The organism is Kitasatospora sp. NPDC086791, assembly GCF_040685975.1.
Classification (GTDB): Bacteria; Actinomycetota; Actinomycetes; order Streptomycetales; family Streptomycetaceae; genus Kitasatospora.
On the sequence record NZ_JBFBOC010000001.1, the window covers coordinates 41,356 to 62,688 of the forward strand.

Here is a 21,333-nt window from a genome sequence, read left to right on the forward strand (position 1 = left end):
AGTGGCAAAAGTCGCGTCATTGTAGCGCATGCTTTCCGGCCCGCGCGGGGCGCGCGGGCCGGAAAGCGTCTCACCAGAGACGGAACCCCGAGGTGACGGGGTTGGCGGCCGGATTGTCCAGGAATCCGGACAACTGGAACCCCTTGTTTCCGTAGGCAGAGAATTCCAGGCGGATCGGCGCGGGATTTCCGCCTTCATAGACCGGGGTCACGGAGTACTGGACGGTTTCACCGTTCTTGACTGCCTGGTAGATCGGTTTCTCGATCAGGTCGCGCATCAGGGGCGTGTTGATGGGGTTCTGCGTCAGGGTGACCAGGTTGTACTGGGCGAGGGGTCCCTTGCCCGGGCCGCCCAGCCGGTTGGCCAGCAGGTGGCCGCGCCCCTCGTTCCAGTTCGTGCCGTGACCGCGCCAGCCCGGGGGGAGCTCCGCGCTGTCCGCCGCGGTTCCCTTGTCGAGCATCGGCTTGCTGACCGAGGCGTGCATGGTGCCGGGCCGGCCCTGCGCGTCCGGGGCCTCGAACCTGACGCTCCCGTCCCAGTCGTAGTGGTCGCCGCCGCAGTTGTGGACCAGCAGCGGGGTGGTGCCGGCGAGGACGTAATAGGTGTGGAGGCCGTCGACCGTCAGGTCGTAGGTGGTGGCACCGGCCTCGTAGCGGCGGGTGCCCCGGACGGTGGCGGTGCCGGTGGGGGTCTGGAGGCGGTCGCCGGGGCGGAGCTCCTTCGCGGGGACGAAGGCGTTCCGGGTGACGTCGTAGAAGGGGTGGTTGTCGGTGGTGGTCAGGGTCGACGCGGCGGGTGCGGTGGCCGTGGCGGCGGAGGCCTCGGGGGCGACGCCGGGAGTGGCCGACAGGGTGGTGAAGGCCGCGACCGCGGCGGCGAGGCCGAGGGCGAGGCGCTTCAGCGCCCCGGACCGGCGGGTTCCGCCGGCCTCGGGAGCGACTCCGCGGGTGTCGGGGGTGTCAGGAGTGTCGGGGGTGACGGTGACGTCGACGTAGTCGTGATCGGTCGTGGTGACGATGACCTTGTCGACCCTGTGCGTCTCCGTACCCTCCGTACCCGGGACGGAGTTGCCGATCTCGTCGCCTTCCTTGATCTGCGCGATCGGCTTGGTGCTGCCGTCGGCCATCAGGACCGGGGTGGCGCCGGTGAAGCTGTGCGTCTCGCAGGCCTCCGCCCGTCGGCCGCCCGACCCCGAGCCGGAGCGCTCCTTGGCGGCGCGGGCGCCGGCGCCGAAGGAACCGCCGGCCGCCCCGCCGACGGCTCCGTCGATGGCTCCGCTGACGGTGGCGTTTCCCGCGCCGGACCAGCTGCAGCCGGCCTGGGCGGAGCCGCAGGTGACGCCGTAGTTGAGGGCGCCGGTGGCGGCTCCTGAGAAGCCGCCGATGGCGGTCTCCTCCAGGACGGTGGTGACGGCCCGGGGCAGGACCTTGCCCACCACGGTCTGGGCGAGCTTGCCGCCGAGGGCTCCGCCGATGCCGCCGCCGACGGCTCCGCCGAGGGCGCCGAGGCCGGCGGCCATCGCGAAGTTCCCGATGGAGCAGGCGCCCTGCTGGCCGCCGAGGCATTTGGCGCCCTGGTCGACGGCCCCGCCGGCCGCGCCGGCGAGGGCGCCGCAGGCCATGGCACCGGGGATGGACATGGTGCCGCCGGTAGCGACCGTCACCACGGCTTCGCAGCCCATGAAGACGGCGGCCGAGACGGCGAACGAGGCGATGGTGGCGGCGTGGTCCTTGACGTACTGGGTGACGCCCTTGGCCGTCTCGACCACGGTGTCGCGCGCGGTGGCCACGAACTGCTCGGTGGCGTGGTACGCCTGGGCGATCTGCTGCCGGGCCTGGCTGACGTAGGCGGCCGTCTGTCGTTGGAGTCTGGCGATGTTGTCCTTGATCCGGGCGATGTCCTGTTCGAGCGCCCGGTGGATGCGTTCGGCCTGCCGGACGGCCGCCTTCACCGCGTCGTGGTAGGTGTCGACGACGAAGTTGTAGGCGTCCCTGGCACGGTCGGCGACCCAGCTGGTGGCGGCGTGGTAGGTCTCGGTGACGGCGTGCCACGTCGAACTGGCCGCACTGGTCACCGCGTTCCAGGCGGAACTGGCCACGCTGACGACCTTGTTGACGGCCTTTCCGGCGAAGCTCTTGATGCTGCCCCAGAGCCCGTGCCCGCTCGGGTCGGTGCCGCTGAAGGGGTTGTCGCCGGCGTAGGCGAACGGGTTGCCCGCGGCCGAGTTGGGCGTGGGGCTGAGCGACCAGGTGTCCTTGTTCATGAACTGGCCGGTGCCGGGGTTGTACCAGCGGGCGGCCATGTTGACCCGGCCGGTGGACTGCTCCGTCCAGCCGCTCTGGTAGCCGAGCTGGCCGATCGAGGCTCCGCTGGCGCCGATCGAGGCACCGAAGGGGTCGTACGCCACGGAGGCGGTGAGGGCGGTGCCGGTGGCGGTGAAGTTGGCGACGACGTCGGTGTGCTGGTCGGTGAACGCGAGCGTGTTGGTGGTGGGCTGGCCCACGGTGCCGATGCCGATCAGGTCGCCCGCGACGCCCCGGCCGTACGTGCTGGCGCCGTCGGAGGCGATCAGATTGCCCTGGCCCGAGTAACTGAAGGTCCGGGTGCCGGCCCCCGTGGTCTGGCCGGTGACGACCCGGCCGAGGGCGTCCATGGTGTAGCGCTGGGTGCCCTGCACGGCCTGCTGGCCGAAGGCGTCGGAGCCGTTGGCGGCGTTGGTGAGGCCTGCCTTGACGTTGGTCAGGGTCCCGCGCGCGCTGTAGGTGTACATCGCGCTGCCGTCACCGGTGAGCTGGTTGCGCTCGTCGTAGGTGTAGACGTTGCCGCCGACCCGGATGCGGTTGCCGGAGGCGTCGTACTCGTAGGCCGTGGTGGTGGTCCCGTTGTTCCAGGAGGTGAGGCGGTTGGCGTGGTCGTAGGTGTAGGTGTTGGTGGTGGGCCCGGCGAAGCCCTGGGTGGTCTTGGAGGTCAGGTTGCCGGCGGGGTCGTAGCCGTATCCGATGGCGGCGATGGTGCCGCCGCCGGGCTTGGCGAGGGTGTCGTTGGTGAGCCGGTGCAGCTTGTCGTAGCCGAAGGTGCGGACGTTGCCGCCGGTTCCGTAGGTGATGGTGGCCGGCTGGTTGAGTGCGTTGTAGCCGAGGCTGAGGGAGGTGCCGGTGACCGGGTCCTTGAGCGCGTTGAGTCGGCCCGCGCCGTCGTAGCCGTAGGTGGCGGTGCCGGCGGCGTCGGTGCGCGAGGTCATCAGGCCGTCGACGTTGTACGCGAAGCTGCTGGACCCCCCGCTGCCGCTCGCGGTGAGCAGGCTGCCGCGGTCGTTGTAGCTGAAGGTCTCCGAGGTGGCCGCGATGGTGGTGCCCACGGCGGCGGTGGACGCGCTGGTCATCCGACCGTCGGAGTCGTAGTCGAACGCGCGGGTGGCGGTCTCGGCTTCGGCCCCGCTGCCGCTCTGGGAGGTGACCTGGTCGAGGTCGTCGTAGCCGAGCTGCTGACGCACCCCGCCGGGGGCGATCTGCAGGGTCGGACGGCCGGCCGCGTCGTAGACGGTCCGGCTGGTGCGGTCGGCGTCGGCGGTGTAGGTGTACGCGGCCGTGGAGACCGCCGGTTCGGTGACGCTCTCCGGCAGGTTCCAACTGTTGTAGCCGTAGATCCAGTTGTGGTTGCGGCCGTCGGTGATGCGGGTGCGGTGGCCGGCCGCATCGTAGCCGAACCCGGTGGTGATCGAGGAGGTGTCGCTGATCGGCTCGGTCTGGCTGGTCAGCGCGCCGGAGGCGTCGTAGGTGTAGCGCTCGGTGCGGCCATTGGGGTTGGTGGTGGAGAGCAGCCGGCCGCCCGCGTCGTAGGTGGCGGTGCTGGCAGCGAGGACGGTGGTCCCGTCCAGGTCGAGCCTGCGGGTCTGCACCACGTTGCCGAGCTGGTCGTACGTCAGCTTGGTCCAGGTGCCGTCGGGCGCCCTGCTGGTGGCGGGCCGGCCCATGGCGTCGTACTGGACCTGGGTGATGTTGCCTGCGCCGTCGGTGGTGGAGACGGCCTCGCCGACCTGGTTGTAGCCGGTGGAGGTGGTGATGCCGCCGGGGCTGGTGACGGAGGCGGGGAAGGCGCCGCCGGGGTTGCTCGCGGAGGGGGCGTAGGAGTAGGTGGTGGTGGCGGAGACCGGGCTGGGGTAGCGCTCCAGCGTGGTGGCGGTGATCCGCCGGCCGAGCCAGTCGTAGGTGGCCCGGGTCTCGGCGCCGCCGCGACTGATGGTCGAGAGCACCTGGCCGGCCGCGTCCCGGACGGTCCGGGTGGTGCCGTTCTTCGGGTCGATGGTGACGGCCAGGTCACCGAGCTGGGTGTAACGGTAGGTGGTGACGCGCTGGAGCGCGTCGGTGCTCTTGGTGATGTGCCCGTCGGGGTCGTACTCGCGCGTGGACTTGGCTCCGGTGATGGTGCCGCTGCCGTCCGGTTTGGTGTAGGCGGGCAGGGTCACGCTGGTCGCCCGGCCGCCCGCGTCGTAGGCGGTGGTGACGGTGTTGCCGTTCGGGTCCTGCGTCTCGGTGACGTCGCCGAAGGTGTCGTATCCGACCGTGGTCGTGGGGTGCATGGCGACGGGGGTGCCGCCGCCGGTCTCGACGTTGACGGTGGGGGCGCTGGTGAGCACCTGGTGACCGGCTTCGTCGTTGAGGTAGCTGGTCTTGTTGCCGACCGGGTCGGTCATCTCGACCGGCAGGCCGCGCTGGTCGAGCTTCCAGCTGACGGTGGCCTGCTGGGTGGTGGTGGAGGTGATGGTGCCGCCGGTGCGGCCGTTCTTGGTGAGGTTGGCGATGTCGCCCGCCTGGAGGGCCCAGCGGTAGAGCTGGACGTTGGAGACCTGGCCGTTCATCAGGTCGCGCGGCCAGTCGTTGGCCGGCATGGTGGCGCCGATGACGGTACCGGCCGTGCCGTTCCATGCGGTGGTGTTGGTGCCGGTGCCGGCCAGGGCGCCGTCCACGTAGAGCCGCATGGTGCCGGTCGGGCCGTCGAAGACGCCGACCACGTGGGTCCAGGTGTTGAGCTTGGGCGCGGCGGTGCCGGAGGAGGCGGTGCACCACACCGGGTTGTAGGCGTCGGTCGAGGTGGTGTGGAAGGCCCAGCCGACCGCCGGGGAGTACTGGAGGATGAAGGCTGCGGTCTGTGATCCGCTCTGGGTGACGATGCTGCGGTAGTCGGAGAAGTCGGAGACCTTGGCCCAGGCCGAGACGGTGTACGAAGCCGTGGTGTTGAGCACGGAGGCGGTCTTGACGGCACCGCCGGTGCCGTCGAAGGTGGCCGAGGAGTCGGTCCAGCCAACGGCCTTGAGCGCGGTGGCGTCACGGTTGGCGCCGCCGGCGTCGGGCACGGTGGGACCGTTGGTCTGGTCGAGCTTCCAGGCGGCGGCGGGCTGGCTGAGCCGGACGGCGCTGGTGCGTCCGGCGGAATACAGGGTGCCGGCGTCGGTGTCGGAGATCGCCCGCTGGTACAGCTGGACGTTGGCGATCTGGCCGTTCATCAGGTCACGGGCATTGCCGGTGGCCGCCTGGGTGGCACCGAGGTAGACCTTGCCTGTGGCGTTCCACGGCGTCGGGTTGGTGCCGGTGCCGCCCAGGGCGCCGTTGACGTACAGCCTGATCGCGCCGGTGGCGGAGTCGTAGACGCCGACCAGGTGGGTCCAGGTGTTGGTCTTGACCGCGGCGAGGCCGGAGGAGGCCTGGCTGTAGCCGGTGTTGAGGTTGTCCGCACCGGCGATGGTGAAGGCCCAGCCGCTGTTCTTGTCGAAGCCCAGCAGCATCGCGAGGTTGTTGGTGCCGCCCTGCATCACGGCGGCGTGCCAGGTGCCGGTGTCCGCGATGTTGACCCAGGCGGAGGCCGTGAAGGAGGTGGCGGTGTTCAGCACCGGGCCGGTGCTGGCGATCACGGCTCCGTTGTTGTCGAAGGCGGCCGCGTCGCCGGTCCAGCGGACGGTGTTGGGTACGGTGCCGGGGTAGCCGTTGCCCGTGCCGTCGGGGACGTTGAGCCCGGAGGTCTGGTCGAGCCTCCAGGCGGCCGCCGCCGGCCGCGGCGCGTTGGTGGTGCCACCGCCGCGTCCAGTGGTGAACAGGGCCGAGGCGTCGGCGTCGCCGAGCGCCCGCTGGTAGGCCTGGACGTTGGCGACCTGGCCCTTCATCAGGTCACGGGCGGGGCCGGTGGCGGCCTTGGTGGCACCGATGACGAGTGCGCCGCCGCCGCTCCACGGGGCTGGGTTGGTGCCGGAGCCGGCCAGGGCACCGTTGACGTACAGCCTGATCGCGCCGGTGGCGGAGTCGTAGACGCCGACCAGGTGGGTCCAGGTGTTGGTCTTGACCGCGGCGAGGCCGGAGGAGGCCTGGCTGAAGCCGGAGTTGGCGGCGTCCCGGCCGGAGACGGTGAAGGCCCAGCCGCTCCAGCGGTCGAAGCCCAGCAGCATGGAGAGCTGGTTGGTGCCGCCCTGCATCACGGCGGCGTGCCAGGTGTCGGTGTCCGCGATGTTGACCCAGGCGGAGACCGTGAAGGAGGTGGCGGTGTTCAGCACCGGGCCGTTGGTGGAGACGGTGCCGCCCGTGCCGTCGAAGCCGGCCGCGCCGCCGGGCCAGCTGACCGCGCCCGCGGTGGTCGCGTTGTTGCCGGTGCCGGAGGCGTCGGGGACGGTGCCGCCGGCCGCCTGGTCCAGGACCCACCAGCCGACCGGGTTGCCCGCGCTGTCGAACTGGACCGAGCGGCTGGTCTGCTGGCCGGTCGCGTCGTAGGTGCTGGTGGTGGTGTGGGTGGCGCCGGTCGCGTCGCGCAGTTGCTGGGCGGCGACGTGGTCGTCCGGCGTGTAGCTGAGCGTGGTCGTGCGGTTGACGCCGTTCGGGTCCACGGTGGTGGCGGTGGTGCGGTTGGCCGCGTCGAAGACGTTGCGGGTCACCGTGGCGCCGTTGTTGGTGCGCTGTTCGACGACGTTACCCGCGGCGTCGTAGGTGTTGGACTGCAGGACGTACGACTGGGCGCCGGTCGGGTCGGTGCGCGTGACGGTCGCGGTGAGCCCGTTGTCGGTGTAGGTGTACTTGGTGACGTTGCCGTTGACGTCGGTCAGCGAAGCGAGCCGGCCGGCCGGGTCGTAGGCGCGCGAGGACTGCACCAGGTCCTTGGCCGGGGAGGGGTCGGCCGGGTCCCCGGTGTAGTTCTTCAGGGTCTGGGTCAGCAGTCGGCCCAGCGCGTCGTAGGCGGTCGCGGTGGTGTTGCCACCGGGCGAGGTCTCGCTGGTCCGGACGCCGCTGGGGTCGTAGGTGTTGCGGGTGACGCCTCCGGCCGCGTTGGTGGTGGTCTCCAGCTGGTCGTAGGCGTTGTAGGTGTTGCCGACGGTACGCGGGGCGTCGCCGCCGCTGAGGTCGGTGACGGTCTGCGAGGTGACCAGTCCGTCGGCGTCGAAGACGCTGGTGGTCCTCGCCTGGTGCACCGCGCCGGTGACCCGGTTGGTGGTGGGCGGGTCGGTCCGGGAGTCCTGCTGGCCGGCCTTGTTGTAGGTGTAGCTGGTGGTCAGCCCGGCCGGGTAGGTGTCCGAGACGGCGGTCTTGGTGAGGATCTGGCCGAGGTTGTCGTACGTGAACCGGGTGACCAGTCCGCTGGGCGCGGTCACTGAGGCGATGTCGCCGTTGTGGTTGTACGCGATGGTGGTGACGGCACCGCCGGGTGAGGTGGTCCGGTACGGCAGGCCCTTGGGCGCGAGGCCGGAGTCGGCGGCGGCGGTGGTGCCGTCGGTGTAGGCGATCGTGGTGGTGCGGCCGTTGGGGAAGCCGGCCACCGCGGGGGTGGTCACGCCGGTCTGGTTGCCTGCTGCGTCGTAGCTGTAGGAGGTCTGGTAGCTGGTGTCGCCGGCGTCGGCGGAACGGCCGTCGCGGACGCTGGATATCAGGTCGTTGAGCGGGCTCGGGGTGAGCTTGGTGGTGGTGGCGTCCGGCAGGAAGGAGGAGTAGGTGGTCGAGCACTTCTGCCGGGCCTGGTCCTGGCAGGTGGTCTTGGTGATGACGTTGCCGCGGGCGTCGTGGCCGGTGGTGGTGACGTTGCCGTTGGGGTCGGTCTCGGTGAGCAGGAAGCCGGAGGTGTCGTAGCCGTAGGTGGTACGGGCACCGAGCGCGGTGGTCTGCGCGATCATGCGGTTGCCGTTGCGCAGGTCGTGCTCGTACTTGACGGTGCCGCCGCGCGGGTCGGTGACGCCGATGGTCTGCACGGGGGCGAGGCCGCCGGAGTTGGCGCCCGCCGTCCAGTGCGCACCGACCTGGGCCGCGGTCAGCTGAGCTCGGTAGTAGGCGACTTCGGCGATTCTGCCGGGGAAGTAGCCGAGGACGTTGGTCGGACCGCTGGGCCAGCTGTAGGACTCACCCGCGCCGATGTACACGTAGTCGGAGGCCGAGGCGCTCCGGGTGCCGTTGGTGATGCCGACCTGCTTGCCGTCCAGGTAGAGGGTCTGGCTGGTGGCGTTGGCGGCGAGCACGGTGTGGTGCCACTTGCCGTCGTTGACGGTGGCGGGGCTGACCAACTGCCAGCTGGTGCCGTACTGGTCCCAGAACTTGCCGTGCAGCTTGCCGTCGGTGCCCACGTACAGTGCCGGGACCCAGTTGTTGGCGCGCGGGTCATTGCCGTTGACCGGAGCGCCGGCGTAGTCGAACAGCACTCCGCCGGCGGTGGAGCCGCTGTTCATGTTGAACCACAGCTCGACCGAGTCGTTGGCGGTCGACACCTGGATGCTGGAAGGCAGCTTGAGGAAGGAGGAGGTGCCGTCGAACCCGGCCGCCTTGGCGTCGGCGAACGGGCCGTCGCCGCCGAGGGCGGCGTTGTTGTACGTGGCCAGACCGGAATTGACCTCGTTGACGGCGCCGGCCGCGCCCGCTCCCTCGTTCAGCCGGAAGTAGGCGGCGGGGGCGGAGCCCATGACCGCGCCGCGGTAGACCTGGCTGGAGCCGGTGACGGTCGGGGCGGCCGGGGTCCAGCTGCCGCCGTTCTCGTCGACGAGCTTGGTGACGCCCGCGGTGGCGGCGTCGTAGGTGACCGAGGCGAAGGTCTTGCCGGAGGGGCGCAGGGCGGAGCTCAGCAGGTTGGCCGGCGTGGTGCCGGCCTGGTAGAGCGCGTTGACGTCGTCCTTGTCGAGCGGCTTGGTGTACCAGCCGGCCTGCGCGATGGCGCCCTTGAAGTAGGTGGCGTAGACGGTGCTGGGGTTGGGCCCGGGGTGCGGCTGGTTGGGCCAGTTGGCGCCGAGGTAGCCGGTGCCGAGGTAGACCTGGTTGTACATCCACGGCAGGGCGTTGGTGTAGCCAAGGGCGCCGAAGCCCGGGGCGGGGCTGCCCACCTGCTTGCCGTCGAGGTAGAGGGTCTGGGCGTTCCAGGAGCCGGTGAGTGCGACATGGTGCCAGTTGCCGTCGTTGACCTTGCCCGCGGTGGCGATCGGGGCCGGCGTGTCGCCGTACCAGAAGATGCCGTGGAGCTTGCCGTCGTCGCCGATGTACAGGGCGGGGGTGAAGTTCCCGCGGTCGGAGGTCGCGGCGATCGGGCGGTCCGAGTAGGAGAACAGCACGCCCGGGCCGGAGCCCGCGTCGGCCTTGAACCACATCGCGACGCTCTGCGAGGAGGTGGTGCCCAGTCCGAGCTTGGGCAGCTGAACGTACGAGGTGGCTCCGTCGAAGCCGGCCGCGGTGGCCGTGGTGCCGGCCAGCGGGCCGGGCTTGCCGAGGGTGACGCCGTGGTAGGTGGCGTTGTCGTTGCCCTGCCGGGCGATCACGGCGCTGGGCGCGGTGGTGCCGCTGGTCTCGGTGAGCGGCCAGAAGGAGGCCGGGTCCTGGTCGAGGGAGAGGCTACGGTACTGGGAGGCGGCGGTGTAGCCGTAGGTGGTGCACTGCGTGGCGCTCGCCGGGGAGCAGGCCTGGGTGAGCTGGTCACCGGTGTAGCCGTACGTCCACACCTGGTCGGTGGTGGCGTCGCCCGCGGTGACCGGGTCCGTGGTGACCTGGGTGACGTGCGGGTTGGCGGCGCCACTCGGGGTGGACCAGGTGAGCGCGAGGCTGCGGCCGGAGGCGGCCGAGGTCATCGTGGTGATGCGGCCCGAGGCCCAGGTCAGGTTGAGCGCACGCCCGTTGGCGTCGGTGATCGCGGTGAGGCCGAGGCCGCCGGCGGTCAGCGGCTGGGCGAAGGTGTAGACGGTGGCGCTCTTGTCGGTGAGCGTGTAGCCGGTGGCCGGGGCGGTGGCGCGGGCGAGGGTGGCGAAGCGTCCCTGCGACGGGGCGAAGGTGCCGTCCGCGTTGCGACCGAAGCCGACCGCCGAACCGTCCGGGTAGGTCACCACCGCACCGGTCTGGGTGCCGGCGGGGTCGTATTGTTCGGTGACCTTGGCGTCCAACACGCTCGACCAACCGGTGCCGAACGCCCCGGTGGTGCGCGGGTCGAGCGAGTTGTAGTCGCGCTCGACGGCCAGGCTCGGGCCGGGGGTGGAGATCTTGGCGTCGGTGGCGCGGGTGGTGTAGTTGCCGATCGCGGGGTTGAGGCCGTGGTCGTCGGTGTTCTGCGACAGCTTGGAGGTGACGACGGGCTGCGGCACCTGGGTGGTCAGCGCGTACCAGGACGGGTTGGGCGTGTAGCCGACGCCGTCGTAGGCCTGGACGGTCCAGTAGTAGGTCTGTCCCCAGCTCAGCTTCCCGGCCGGGACGGCCCAGCTCGCCTGGAAGTCGCTGGAGTCGACGGTGCCGGACTCGGCGACCTTGGTGCCGTCGGTGGAGTACACCTGGAAGGCGAACTTCGGGCTGGTCAGCGGCCGGCCGGACTGGTCGATCTGCCCGGTGGCCGCCAGCAACGGGGTGAGCGTCGGCGCGGCGTAGCCGTTCGGCGGCGACTGGACCAGGACCTGCGGCTGGAGCACCCCGGTGTAGGTGATGCTCAGGGTCGGCGCGCCGTCCGGGTTGTACATCGACCCGAACTTCTTGTAGTGCGCCGTGTCGTTGGTCGCCGCGTAGAGCGCCACGCCGTAGTCCGGGGCACCGTTCTGGGCCCAGCCGTTGAGCGTCGCGGGAGCCAGCGGGACGGTGATGTGGTCACCCTTGGACAGGTCTCCGGCGGAGTTGGCGCAGGCCGCCGACGGGGTCGGGCTCACGCTGCCGATTGAGGCGCCGTACCCGGGGCCCGGGGCGCTGGTGACCTCAGCGGGGGTCCACGGCACGGTGATCGCCGCCGCGTCGAAACTCTGCGGCGTGCAGCTCGCGGCGTAGGTCATGAAGAGGTTGAGCGTCGCGGACTGCACGGTGGCGCCGGAGCCGTCCAGCCCGAGGTTCGGGAAGGACAGGAAGGAGGTGGAGTTGTGGGTGCCGCCGTCGTACGAACCGACCTTGATCTCCTGCTCCATGGAGTGGTCGCCGACCGGCGTGTTGGTCTCGGTGTACGTGGTGGCGCCGGCAGCGCTGAAGGACGGGTCGACGGTCACCGGGAACACCCGCTCGGGGGCGTGCAGCCACTTCTCGTCCAGGGTGACCACGAGCGAGGTGCGTCCACCGGAGCTCTCCAGCTGGTAGCGCACGGCGTGGGTGGTGACCGGATCGCCGGAGCGGGGGTCGACCTTCGAGTCGTAGGCGTAGCCGGGCGGGATGGTGCCGGCGGGCTTGCCGTCGCCGCCGCGCAGGTCGACGCCGCCCTCCTTGGTCAGGGTCGCGGTCAGGCCGTGCAGCTCCAGCGGGAAGACCCAGCGGTTCCCGGCCTGGGCGGACTTGAGGACGATGGCTTCCTTGAGGCCGCTCGGGCGGGCGGTCAGGTGCAGGTCGGTGTCCGGTCCGACCTGCTGGTAGCGGACGGTGTCGTCCTTGGGCTCCGCGGCGGCGTCGGCGGCGCCCTGCAGCCCGAAGGCGAAGGACTTGTCGCCGCCGATGACGACCTTGCCGAGGTGGTCGTCCTTGGCGTTGCCGGCGAAGTCGACGGTGCTTCCGGCGTTGCCCGCGGGCTTCTGCTGCCAGCGTCCGCCCTGTCCCTGGGTCAGCTGGTGCTCGGGCTTCTGCCAGTTGCCATTCGCTTCCCGGACGTTGACCGCGCTCTGGTGGAACTCGCGGGTGTACGAGCCGTCCGGGTTCTCGTAGTAGTCGGAGGTCTCGGTGGACTTGTCCGCCCGGCGCTTGCTGGCCTTGGGGTCGAAGCCGCCGGCAGCGGCGCTGACGCCGGCCGGGACCTTGGCCGTCGGGGGCTGGTAGGCGGGCAGCTCGCCCGGGCTGTGACCGGCCGGCCGGCCGTCGGCCTCACCTGTGTTGCTGGTCTCGCTCGCCGGGGCGTCATGACTCTTGCCCGCTGCCGTCCCCGAGGCCTGCTGCGGCAGCTTCCCCCAGTCCGGAGCGGGCTTGTCCGACCACAGGTCCGCGAACCAGGCGCGCACGGAGGCCAGTGACGGCGCAGGGAGCGTCGCGCCCTGGGCCATCGCCGACTCGGTGGTGAGCAGCAGGGCGATCGAGGTCAGCACGGCGAGCGCGACTGCTCGCGCCCAGCGTCGGCGGGACGAGAAGAGGTGGTGCCGACGCGAGCTGCCGTGACGGCGGGGCATGTCTGCTCCTGGAGAGGTTCGTGCGCACAAGGGCGACGTTGAATCTCCCCTACATGTACATGCCTTGACTAGATGTTGATCAGAGAATACGGCGCTTGTTTATCTGAACTTGATAAAACTCGGACTTCTTGATCACTTACGCGCCGTGCACGGCTTTTGCGCACAGGTGCTTTGAATTGATCACTTGACGACCACTTTGTGAACGTGTCGACAATCACACTGCGGACAAGCGCAGGTGTGCCGTCGCACCCACCGGTCATCGCCCGGCGGTGATGACCTCCAGGGGCAGGCGGGGAGCGCGGCCGAGGTGGGCCGCCTCCGCAAGGCCCGCCCGGGCCACCGCCGCCGGCTTCCCGTCCCCGGGCGGAGCGCTGATCACCCCGCCCGGGCCCGGCTCGGCGCGGCGATCGCGCCCAGCGGTTCGGTACCGAGGCCGTTGCGTCGCAGTACCGTCCAGCGCGGGGGCCGAGTTCGAGAGGCCTTCGCAGTGGCCGCCTTGACCAACGCTCAGCCGGTGACCTCGACGGTGACCTGGTAGCTGCGCTGCTCGGGCGGGCACTCGCGGGCCTCGCCGCAGGTGGTGCGGGTGGCGGTGAGGCGGGCGGTGCCGGGGGCGTGGGCGGTGAAGGAGGTGCTGACGGTGCCGCAGCCGCCGCCGGGGCGGCAGGACGGGGACGGGACGGTGGTCGGGGTGCCGTCCGGGGTGGCGACGTCGGGGGTGGAGCTGGTCGCGGCGGACCAGTAGGTGCTGTGGAGGGCGAGCGTGACGGTCGTGCCGACGGCGACCTTCACGGTGGTGCGGTCGGCGTGCTCGTCCACCGTGACGGCCGCCGGGCTCGGGGCGCCCGGGGCGGGGGCGGTCGCCGAGGGGCCCGTCCCGGTGGAGGCGCAGCCGGTGAGGGTGATCAGGGCGGCGGCCAGGGCCAGGGCGGCGGGTCTGCTCAGGTTCACGGTGGTTCCTTCTGCCGAGGTGCGAGTGGTGCCGGTTCGACGTATTGACGGCCCGATCGGATCCCCCCCCCGGGGAAGGAAAACGGCTTCGGGGCAGAAACGACACCGGGGGCGGTAAACGGCACCGGTACGGGAAAACGGCACCGGGGCGGGCGCTGGGCCCACCCCGGTGCGTTCGGCGCGGTGATCGTCAGGAGACGGTCACGTCGTCGTAGTAGGTGTAGGTCGGGTCACCCGGGTAGTTGTCGTCGTGGTTGCTCAGGGTGAGGGTGTAGGAGTGGCCCGGGGTGACGGCCGCCGTCTTGTTGGTCCAGGTGCCGGTGGTGGTGCAGGTCTTGGCGAGGACCGTGGTGGTCGTGCCGGTGGTGTTGTCCTTCAGGGTGGCGGTGGCCCAGTCGTAGGTGACGGTGTCGTCACAGGTGTTGCTGTACCAGAAGGACAGCTTGCTGGAGCCGGTCGGCGCGGTGAAGGTCTGGGCGATCGAGGAGTCCCCGGTCGGGCTGGTGGAGCCGACCATGGCGCCGTAGCTGCCGGTGTGGGCGGCGGAGGACGGGGCGGAGGTGGAGCCGGCGGCGGTCCAGCCGGTCAGGTTGCCGGTCTCGAAGGTGCCGTTGGTGACGGCGCTGCCGCCGCCTCCGCCGGTGGACTCGGTCCAGCTGAAGCCGGTGCTGCCGACGGCGCCGGTGGTGTCGGTCGCGGTGACCGTGACGCTGGAGGTGCCGGCGGCGGTCGGGGTGCCGGAGATCAGGCCGGTCGAGGAGTTGATCGACAGGCCGGCGGGCAGGCCGGTGGCCGAGTAGCTGAGGGTCTGGCCGGAGGCCGAGTCGGTGGCGCTGATCTGCAGGCTCGCCGCGGTGCCGACGGTGCCGCTCTGGTTGCCCGGGTTGGTGACCGTGACCGTGTTTCCGTGGGTCAGGATGCTGTGCGAGATCGCGCAGGAGTTGGTGTCGTTCGACCAGCTGGCCTGCTCGGCGTAGCTGCCGAAGGTGCCGAAGGAGATGTTGGCGGCGCCGCCGGTGCTGCCGGGCTGGATCCAGGCGCACTCGTCGGAGTTCTCCTGGCCGTTGTAGCTGCTGCCGGAGACGTGGTTGGTCCAGCCGCCGGCCGGGTTCTGGTCGGACATCATCTCGTGCCACTCGTGGCCGAGGGTCATCGTCCAGCCGTCCAGCGTGCCGGGCGAGTTGACGAAGCCGACGCCGCAGTTGGAGCCGGCGTCGATGTTGTACGGCTGGTTGGAGAACGCGATGTCGCCGTAGGGCGAGCTCGCCGCACCACCGGTGAGGGTGGTGTCGCCGTTCCAGTCGTGCCAGGCGCAGTACCCGGTGGTGGGGTTCTGGTAGTCGTCCGGGTTGGTGCCGTGCGGCGACAGGATGATGTAGTACGCGTCCCGGTTGGCGGCGGCGGTGGTGTTGCCGAAGTGGCCGGCGGCCTTGACCGCCTCCTGGGCGAGCTGGTTGCCGGTGGCCTGGCTCGGCGAGGCGCCCGCGTTGTCGTACCAGACGCCGGACAGCACGCCGCCGCTCTGGTACGGGATGAAGTTGGCGTTGGACGGGCAGCTCACGGCCCCGGTCGCGACGTTGGGGCCGTCGCACCACTGGGTGAGGTCGGCGGACCAGGTCTCGCCGTTGGTGCCGATGCCCTTGAACATCTGCTGGGTGGCACCGGCCGCACCGGCCGAGTCGCCAGAGAACTTGGCGTTCCCGTTGGCGTCGGTGCTCTGGGTGCCCCACTGGGTGCCGTAGAACACCAGGTAGACCTTGGAGTGCCCGCTCTGCACGCCGATGCCGTCGACGCCGCCGCCGTAGGACAGCGTCTGCTGGCCGGTCGCCGCGGCCTGGTTGTGGGCGGCCAGCCACTTCTTGTAGCTCTCGTGCTGGGACATGCCGGGGACCGCGCCGTGCCGGTAGGGGTGGCCGTTCTGCGGGCTCCAGGGGTTGAACTCGTTGGCGGTGCTGCTCTGCGAGCTGGAGATGTCCTGCGCGGAGGCCGGACCGGCGGCGCCGGCCAGTCCTGCGGCGGCGAGCGCGAGCGACGCGATGCCGGTGAGCGCCGCGTACTTCGCGCGTCCGGTCCTGGGGGAGTGACCCATGGGTGAGGGTGCCTCTCTTCTGCCGATCGCCCCGCGGCCCTGAGGGCGGCCGGGGACGATCCCTTCGTGGGGGTGGGCGGACGGCGGATTCCGTCGGGAGCCGGCTCCGGTCGAATTCATTCGTACAACCGGAATTGACTGTCCGTCGGCCTCTCGCCGCCTGCTGGGCAAGAAGGAAAGCAGAGCTGATGAACACCGGTCAACGGAAAAGGGTAAGGACCGATTAAGAAGCGAGTCGAAGCAGGTCAAGCGTCACTGATGACATGGAATCAACGCGTGTAGCCATTCACTGAATAGTGCCCGGAATGCCGTTCCGTATTCAGTGAAACCACCCGGCGAGACAACCCCCTTGACAGGGATTCACCGGCTCCGGCCGACCGCCCTCGGCCGGGTCCGCCCGCTCAACGCCCGCCGGTGATGACCTCCAGCGCCGGGCGCGGCGGGCGGCCGAGCAGGGCCGCGAGGTCGCCCGACCCACCCGGCCCGCCCGATCCGCCCGATCCGGCGAGGAAGCCGTGGGCGATCGCCGGATCGTGCAGCCGATGCGGCGTCGGCGCAGGTAGAGGCGATTGGCGCGGGAGCCGTAGGCCTTGTCGGCGCGGACGTTGTCCGGCCGGGTGCGCGGCCGTCCCGGCCCAAGGCGTGGCACGCGGATGCGGCCCTGGACGACCTGGAACTGCGGGGAGTCGCCGCGCTGGCCGGCGGTGATCACGAGCGACATCAGCTTCTGTGCCTGCTCGACCGCCAGGTGGATCTTGGTGGTCAGTCCACCGCGAGAGCGTCCGAGGCCATGGTCGTCGGGCTCGGCGAACACTCCGCTGGGTGGCTCGACCTGCAGATCCCCCTTTTGCGCGCACCGGCCGCATGCCGGTGCGCACGAGTGATGGTGGAGTCGACGGAGATGTCCCAGGTGATCAGGCCCTTCGCATCGGCCCGGGCCTGGATCTGCTCGAGAATCCGGTGCCACGTACCGTCGCGCTGCCAGCGGCGGAACAGCCCGTACACCGTCTCCCACGGCCCGTACCGCTCGGGCAGATCCCGCCACGGTATGCCGGTGCGGGTGCGGAACCGTATGCCGTTGATCAGCTGCCGTTTGGTGTGCACCGGCGGCCGACCGGGCTTGATGCCTTGATGCCCTGCGGCAGCAACGGTTCCAGCACCGCCCACTGGGCGTCCGTCAGATCTCCCCGAGCCATGGAACGTGATCACCGCACGACCTTGGTCCACTTCCGAAAGGGGCCGGGTCGCTTCCCTCAGCCGGTCGTCGGCGACGGCTCCACCGGTGGCGGCTCGGGCGAGTAGCGGGCCCCACGGGCATTGAAATGGGCCAGGTAGTAGGTGACCCCGTCGAGCTGCAGCTCCATGGGCGGAGGATCGGTGACCAGGTGGCCCCGACTGCGGTGGCCGTCCACCCGGGCCTCCATCTTGGGCGTGTTCCAGGACCGTGCCCAGCTCTCCGCCTGTTCCAGGGGCCACAAGAAGTGGGCGCCGAACTCCTTCTCCTCACCGGGCTCCGCCTCTGTCAACGCACGCACCAGCGCCGGGCTGTAGACGGCACTGACCCGGAAGTTCACCAGGAATCGGCTCTCGATCACGATCCGGGTGTAACGACGGCGGTTACCCCGATGACGTCCGGCCACAATGACGCGTTCGCCGCCATCGCCCCAGGCCGGCGGTGCTATCCACACCTTCGCCCCTGGCGCGAAGTGCCGCAGCCCCTTACGGATCTCCAGCCCGCCTTCGCCGTGGCTGGTCTCCTGAGCGACATTGGCCACGAGACATATGCCCAGCGGCTCCGGTCCAGTTGCATCCGTCATGGCTGCCATGATCGCCGGTCTGGGCGTAGTGGCGTGGTCTTTTTTGGGGTCGGCTCTTGGAACTGTCGGGTAGCCCGGGGGGATCTCACCCCCGGCCGCCTCAAATGCCACCGCACGGTAGCCACCGGATACGACAAACTCGCCGTCCGCTACGAAGCGACCGTGCTGGTCGCAGCCATCAACGAGTGGCTGTGACCAGCACGTTCGAAACACGCCCAGGGTGAGCCGGGGCCCTACCGCTCGTACGCCATCTCCGGGAAGCGCGGCGAGGGCCCGTCCAGCAGGTGGTCGTCGTGGCCGCGCAGCCAGCGGTCGAAGAAGGAGGCGACGTAGGAGCGGGTGGCCAGCTCGGCGCGCCCGGGGCGGATGTCGCCGACGTCGTTGCGCAGTTGCTCCGCGCCGAGCGCGCCCTGCCGGGCGAGCTGGGGCAGCAGGGGCTGCGCGTCGGTGTACGAGCCGTGCCGGGAGCCGGTGAGGGTGACGTCGGCGTGCCAGCCGGTGCTGTGCTGCCACAGGGCGTTCCAGCCGGGCTGTTGCCGGTAGGCCCCGGAGTCGTCGCTCCCGGTGCCCATCAGCAGGAACGGCCGGTCCAGGCCGTCCTGGGCGACGCTGGGCAGGAACACGCCGGTGCGCCCGTCGGGGCCGGGGAAGTGCAGTTGGCCGTCGAGGTTGACCCCGGCGGCGATCCGCGGGTCGTCGTGCATGGTCTGGAGCGCGGTGAAGCCGCCCGCGGAGTGGCCGACCATGCCGATCCGGTCGAGGTCGAGCGCCCCGGCCAGGCCGGCCGGCAGGTCCTTCCGACCGCTCAGCCCGGCGAGTTCGTCCAGCACGAAGCGGGTGTCGTCGACCCGGGTGGCGAGGGCCTTGCGCAGCACGGCACCGATGTCCAGATCCGGCAGGCCGAGCATGTCCGGGAACACCGAGGTGGCCAGTTCCCCGCCCGGGAAGGCGACTTCGGAGGCCTCGTAGGTGTGATCGACGGTGACCACGACGTAGCCGCGCGAGGCGAGGTCCTCGACGAGCGCCGTCCCCCAGGTGCGCGGGTCGCCGAGGCCGGGCGAGTACAGCACCACCGGACGGCGGCCGCCGGGCAGTGCCGGGGCGTCCCGGCGGGCGTGGGTGCGGATGCCGGACCAGTCGGTGCGGCCCGGCTCGGTGCCGTAGTTGACCCGGGCGAGGCCCTCGGCGCCGCCGAAGTGCTCCCCGGCGGCGGGCTCCATGTACGGCGCGCGGTCGCCGGGCCCGGCCGGGCGGGAGGTCGGGTACCAGAGGCTGATCATCAGCTCGCGCCGGTGCCCGGGCTGCCAGGGGTCGTCCCGGCCGGCGTCGGTCAGGTGCAGGGCCGTGGTCCCGATCGGGTACGGCCCGGTGGGCTCCGGCAGCCAGGCCCGTGCCTGCTGCCCGGCACCCACGCCCTGCGCCACCGCCACCGCCCCGGGTGCGCCGACCGTACCCAGCACCGCCGTGGCCGCCAACAGGACCGCCGCCAAAGCCCGTCCCCCACTGCCCATGGTCGTTCCTCCACGTTCCGTTTGATCGAACACGCAGGACACTACGGGCGGCACGGGCCCCGGCCGTCCTACCCAGGAGCCAACCGTCCCCTGAATAACCGGGCCTGACACCCTTACGGGTCAACGCCCGCCACCTACCGCCTACCGCCGGTACGGCTTCAGCTCCCGGCGGGCCAGCGAGCGCTTGTGCACCTCGTCCGGGCCGTCGGCCAGGCGCAGGGTGCGGTTGCCGGCCCAGAGTTGGGCGAGCGGGGTGTCCTGGCTGACGCCGGCGGCGCCGTGGGCCTGGACGGCCTTGTCCAGGATCCACTCGACGGTGCGCGGGGTGGCGATCTTGATCGCCTGGATCTCGGTGTGCGCACCCCGGTTGCCGACGGTGTCCATCAGCCAGGCGGTCTTCAGCACCAGCAGCCGCAACTGCTCGATGCGGACCCGCGATTCGGCGATCCAGTCCTGAACCACGCCCTGCTCGGCGAGCGGCTTGCCGAAGGCGACCCGCTCGGCGGCGCGGCGGCACATCAGCTCCAACGCCCGCTCGGCGATGCCGATCGCGCGCATGCAGTGGTGGATCCGGCCCGGGCCGAGCCGGGCCTGGGCGATCGCGAAGCCCGTCCCCTCCTCGCCGAGCAGGTTGGCGGCCGGGACGCGCACGTCCTCGAAGACCACCTCGGCGTGGCCGCCGTGGTCGGCGTCGTCGTAGCCGAAGACCGTCATGCCCCGCCGGACCGTCACGCCCGGGGTGTCGCGCGGGACGAGCACCATGCTCTGCTGGCGGTGCGGTTCGGCGGTGGGGTCGGTCTTGCCCATCACGATGAGGATCCGGCAGTCCGGGTTCATCGCGCCGGTGATGTACCACTTGCGGCCGTTGATCACGTACTCGTCGCCGTCCCGCTCGATCCGGGTGGCGATGTTGGTGGCGTCCGAGGAGGCCACCTCGGGCTCGGTCATCGCGAAGGCGGAGCGGATCTCGGCGTCCAGCAGGGGCCGCAGCCACCGCTCGCGCTGCTCGGCGCTGCCGAACTGGGCGAGCAGCTCCATGTTGCCGGTGTCGGGGGCCGCGCAGTTGAGCGCGGGCGGGGCGAGCTGCGGGCTGCGGCCGGTGATCTCGGCGAGCGGGGCGTACTGCAGGTTGGTGAGGGCGGCGCCGCGCTCGCCCGGGATGCCGTGCTGGTCCACGAAGAAGAGGTTCCACAGGCCCTGCTTGCGGGCCTCGGCCTGCAGGTCGGCGACGACCGGCGGGATGGCCCAGGGCACACGGGCCGGGTCGGCCAGCTGCCGGGCGAGGACGGCCTCGGCGGGGTGGACGTGCTCGTCCATGAAGGCGAGCAGCTGGGCGCGGAGTTCGTCGGTGCGGGCGTCGTACGCGAAGTCCATCAGTTCTCCTTGAGGGTGCTCAGGCCGTGCCGGGCGAGGATCGGGGCCATGTCGCCCGCGTGCTCGAAGCCCGCGCCGAGGGTGCGGCCCTGTCGGAAGCGGAAGAAGATGCCCTCGGCGACGGCGGCGAGCTTGAACGAGGCGAAGGCGACGTACCAGTCCAGGTCGGCGGCCTCGCGGCCGGTCGCCTCGGCGTACCGGGAGACGATCTCGTCGGGCTTCGGGAAGCCGGGGGCGGTCATCGCGGTGGGGATGATGCCGCCGCCGACCCCGGCCAGCTCGGTGTACATCACCAGCAGGCCGATGTCGGTGAGCGGGTCGCCGAGGGTGGACATCTCCCAGTCCAGGACGGCGGTGATCGTGCCGCCGTCGTCGACGAGGACGTTGTCGAGGCGGTAGTCGCCGTGCACGAGGGCGGGCGCGGGCGAGACGGGCAGCCGCTCGGCGAGCAGGGCGTGCAGCCGGTCCATCGCGGGCAGCTCGCGGCTGCGGGAGGCGGCGAGCTGCTTGGACCAGCGGCGCAGCTGGCGCTCCAGGTAGCCCTCGGGGTGGCCGAAGTCGGCGAGGCCGACGCCGGCGGGGTCGATCCGGTGCAGGGTGGCCAGGGTGTCGATCAGGCGGCGCCCGAGGGCGCCGACCCGCTCCTCGCCGAGGGCGGCCAGCGGGGCGGCGTCCCGGTGCGCGGTGCCGGCGACGTGCTCCATGAGGTACCAGGGGGCGCCGAGGACCTCGTCACCGTGGTCGATCAGCAGCATCCGCGGGACGGGCACCCCGGTGCCGCGCAGGGCCGACATCACCCGGTACTCCCGGCCCATGTCGTGCGCGGTGGCGAGGACGTGCCCGAGCGGGGGCCGGCGCAGCACCCAACGGGAGGTGCCGTCGGAGAGGACGTACGTCAGGTTGGAGCGGCCCCCCTCGATCAGCTCGGCCCGCAGGGGGCCCTGGACGACCCCGGGCAGCCCACGGTCCAGGTACGTCCGGAGGCGGGCCAGGTCCAGACCGGGCGGGCCGGCGGGGGTCTCGGGCATCGGGCGGCTCCTG

The 21,333-nt window shown here is 71.2% G+C and carries 7 protein-coding genes and 1 pseudogene; all 8 read right to left on the minus strand.

Features of this window, described 5'->3' with window-relative positions:
- Positions 1-70: 70 nt before the first annotated feature.
- The 8 genes and pseudogenes from AB0Q99_RS00190 to AB0Q99_RS00225 all read right to left on the minus strand — a co-directional run bounded on the left by AB0Q99_RS00190 (position 71) and on the right by AB0Q99_RS00225 (position 21,320).
- A complete protein-coding gene (locus tag AB0Q99_RS00190) occupies positions 71-12,550 on the minus strand; it encodes a LamG-like jellyroll fold domain-containing protein (RefSeq protein WP_363566848.1) in 12,480 nt (4,159 codons plus the stop codon).
- Positions 12,551-13,057: 507 nt separating this feature from the next.
- Positions 13,058-13,501: a hypothetical protein gene (locus AB0Q99_RS00195; RefSeq protein ID WP_363566850.1), complete on the minus strand. Its 444-nt coding sequence runs from the start codon at positions 13,499-13,501 to the stop codon at positions 13,058-13,060.
- 190 nt (positions 13,502-13,691) lie between these two features.
- Positions 13,692-15,590 (minus strand): putative Ig domain-containing protein, encoded by a 1,899-nt coding sequence (locus tag AB0Q99_RS00200; RefSeq protein WP_363566852.1) that lies wholly within the window; start codon positions 15,588-15,590, stop codon positions 13,692-13,694.
- 529 nt (positions 15,591-16,119) lie between these two features.
- Positions 16,120-16,786, minus strand: a pseudogene (locus AB0Q99_RS00205) (IS5 family transposase); the annotation flags it as partial.
- A gap of 57 nt (positions 16,787-16,843) precedes the next feature.
- Positions 16,844-17,416: a hypothetical protein gene (locus AB0Q99_RS00210; protein ID WP_363566853.1), complete on the minus strand. Its 573-nt coding sequence runs from the start codon at positions 17,414-17,416 to the stop codon at positions 16,844-16,846.
- 224 nt (positions 17,417-17,640) lie between these two features.
- Entirely contained in the window at positions 17,641-18,918 is a 1,278-nt protein-coding gene (locus tag AB0Q99_RS00215; RefSeq protein WP_363566855.1) for an esterase, read from the minus strand.
- Positions 18,919-19,059: 141 nt separating this feature from the next.
- On the minus strand, positions 19,060-20,292 hold the full coding sequence (locus AB0Q99_RS00220) for an acyl-CoA dehydrogenase family protein (RefSeq protein WP_363566857.1): 1,233 nt from the start codon (positions 20,290-20,292) through the stop codon (positions 19,060-19,062).
- On the minus strand, positions 20,292-21,320 hold the full coding sequence (locus AB0Q99_RS00225) for a phosphotransferase family protein (RefSeq protein WP_363566859.1): 1,029 nt from the start codon (positions 21,318-21,320) through the stop codon (positions 20,292-20,294). The genes AB0Q99_RS00220 and AB0Q99_RS00225 overlap by 1 nt, the downstream gene beginning before the upstream one ends.
- Positions 21,321-21,333: the final 13 nt, after the last annotated feature.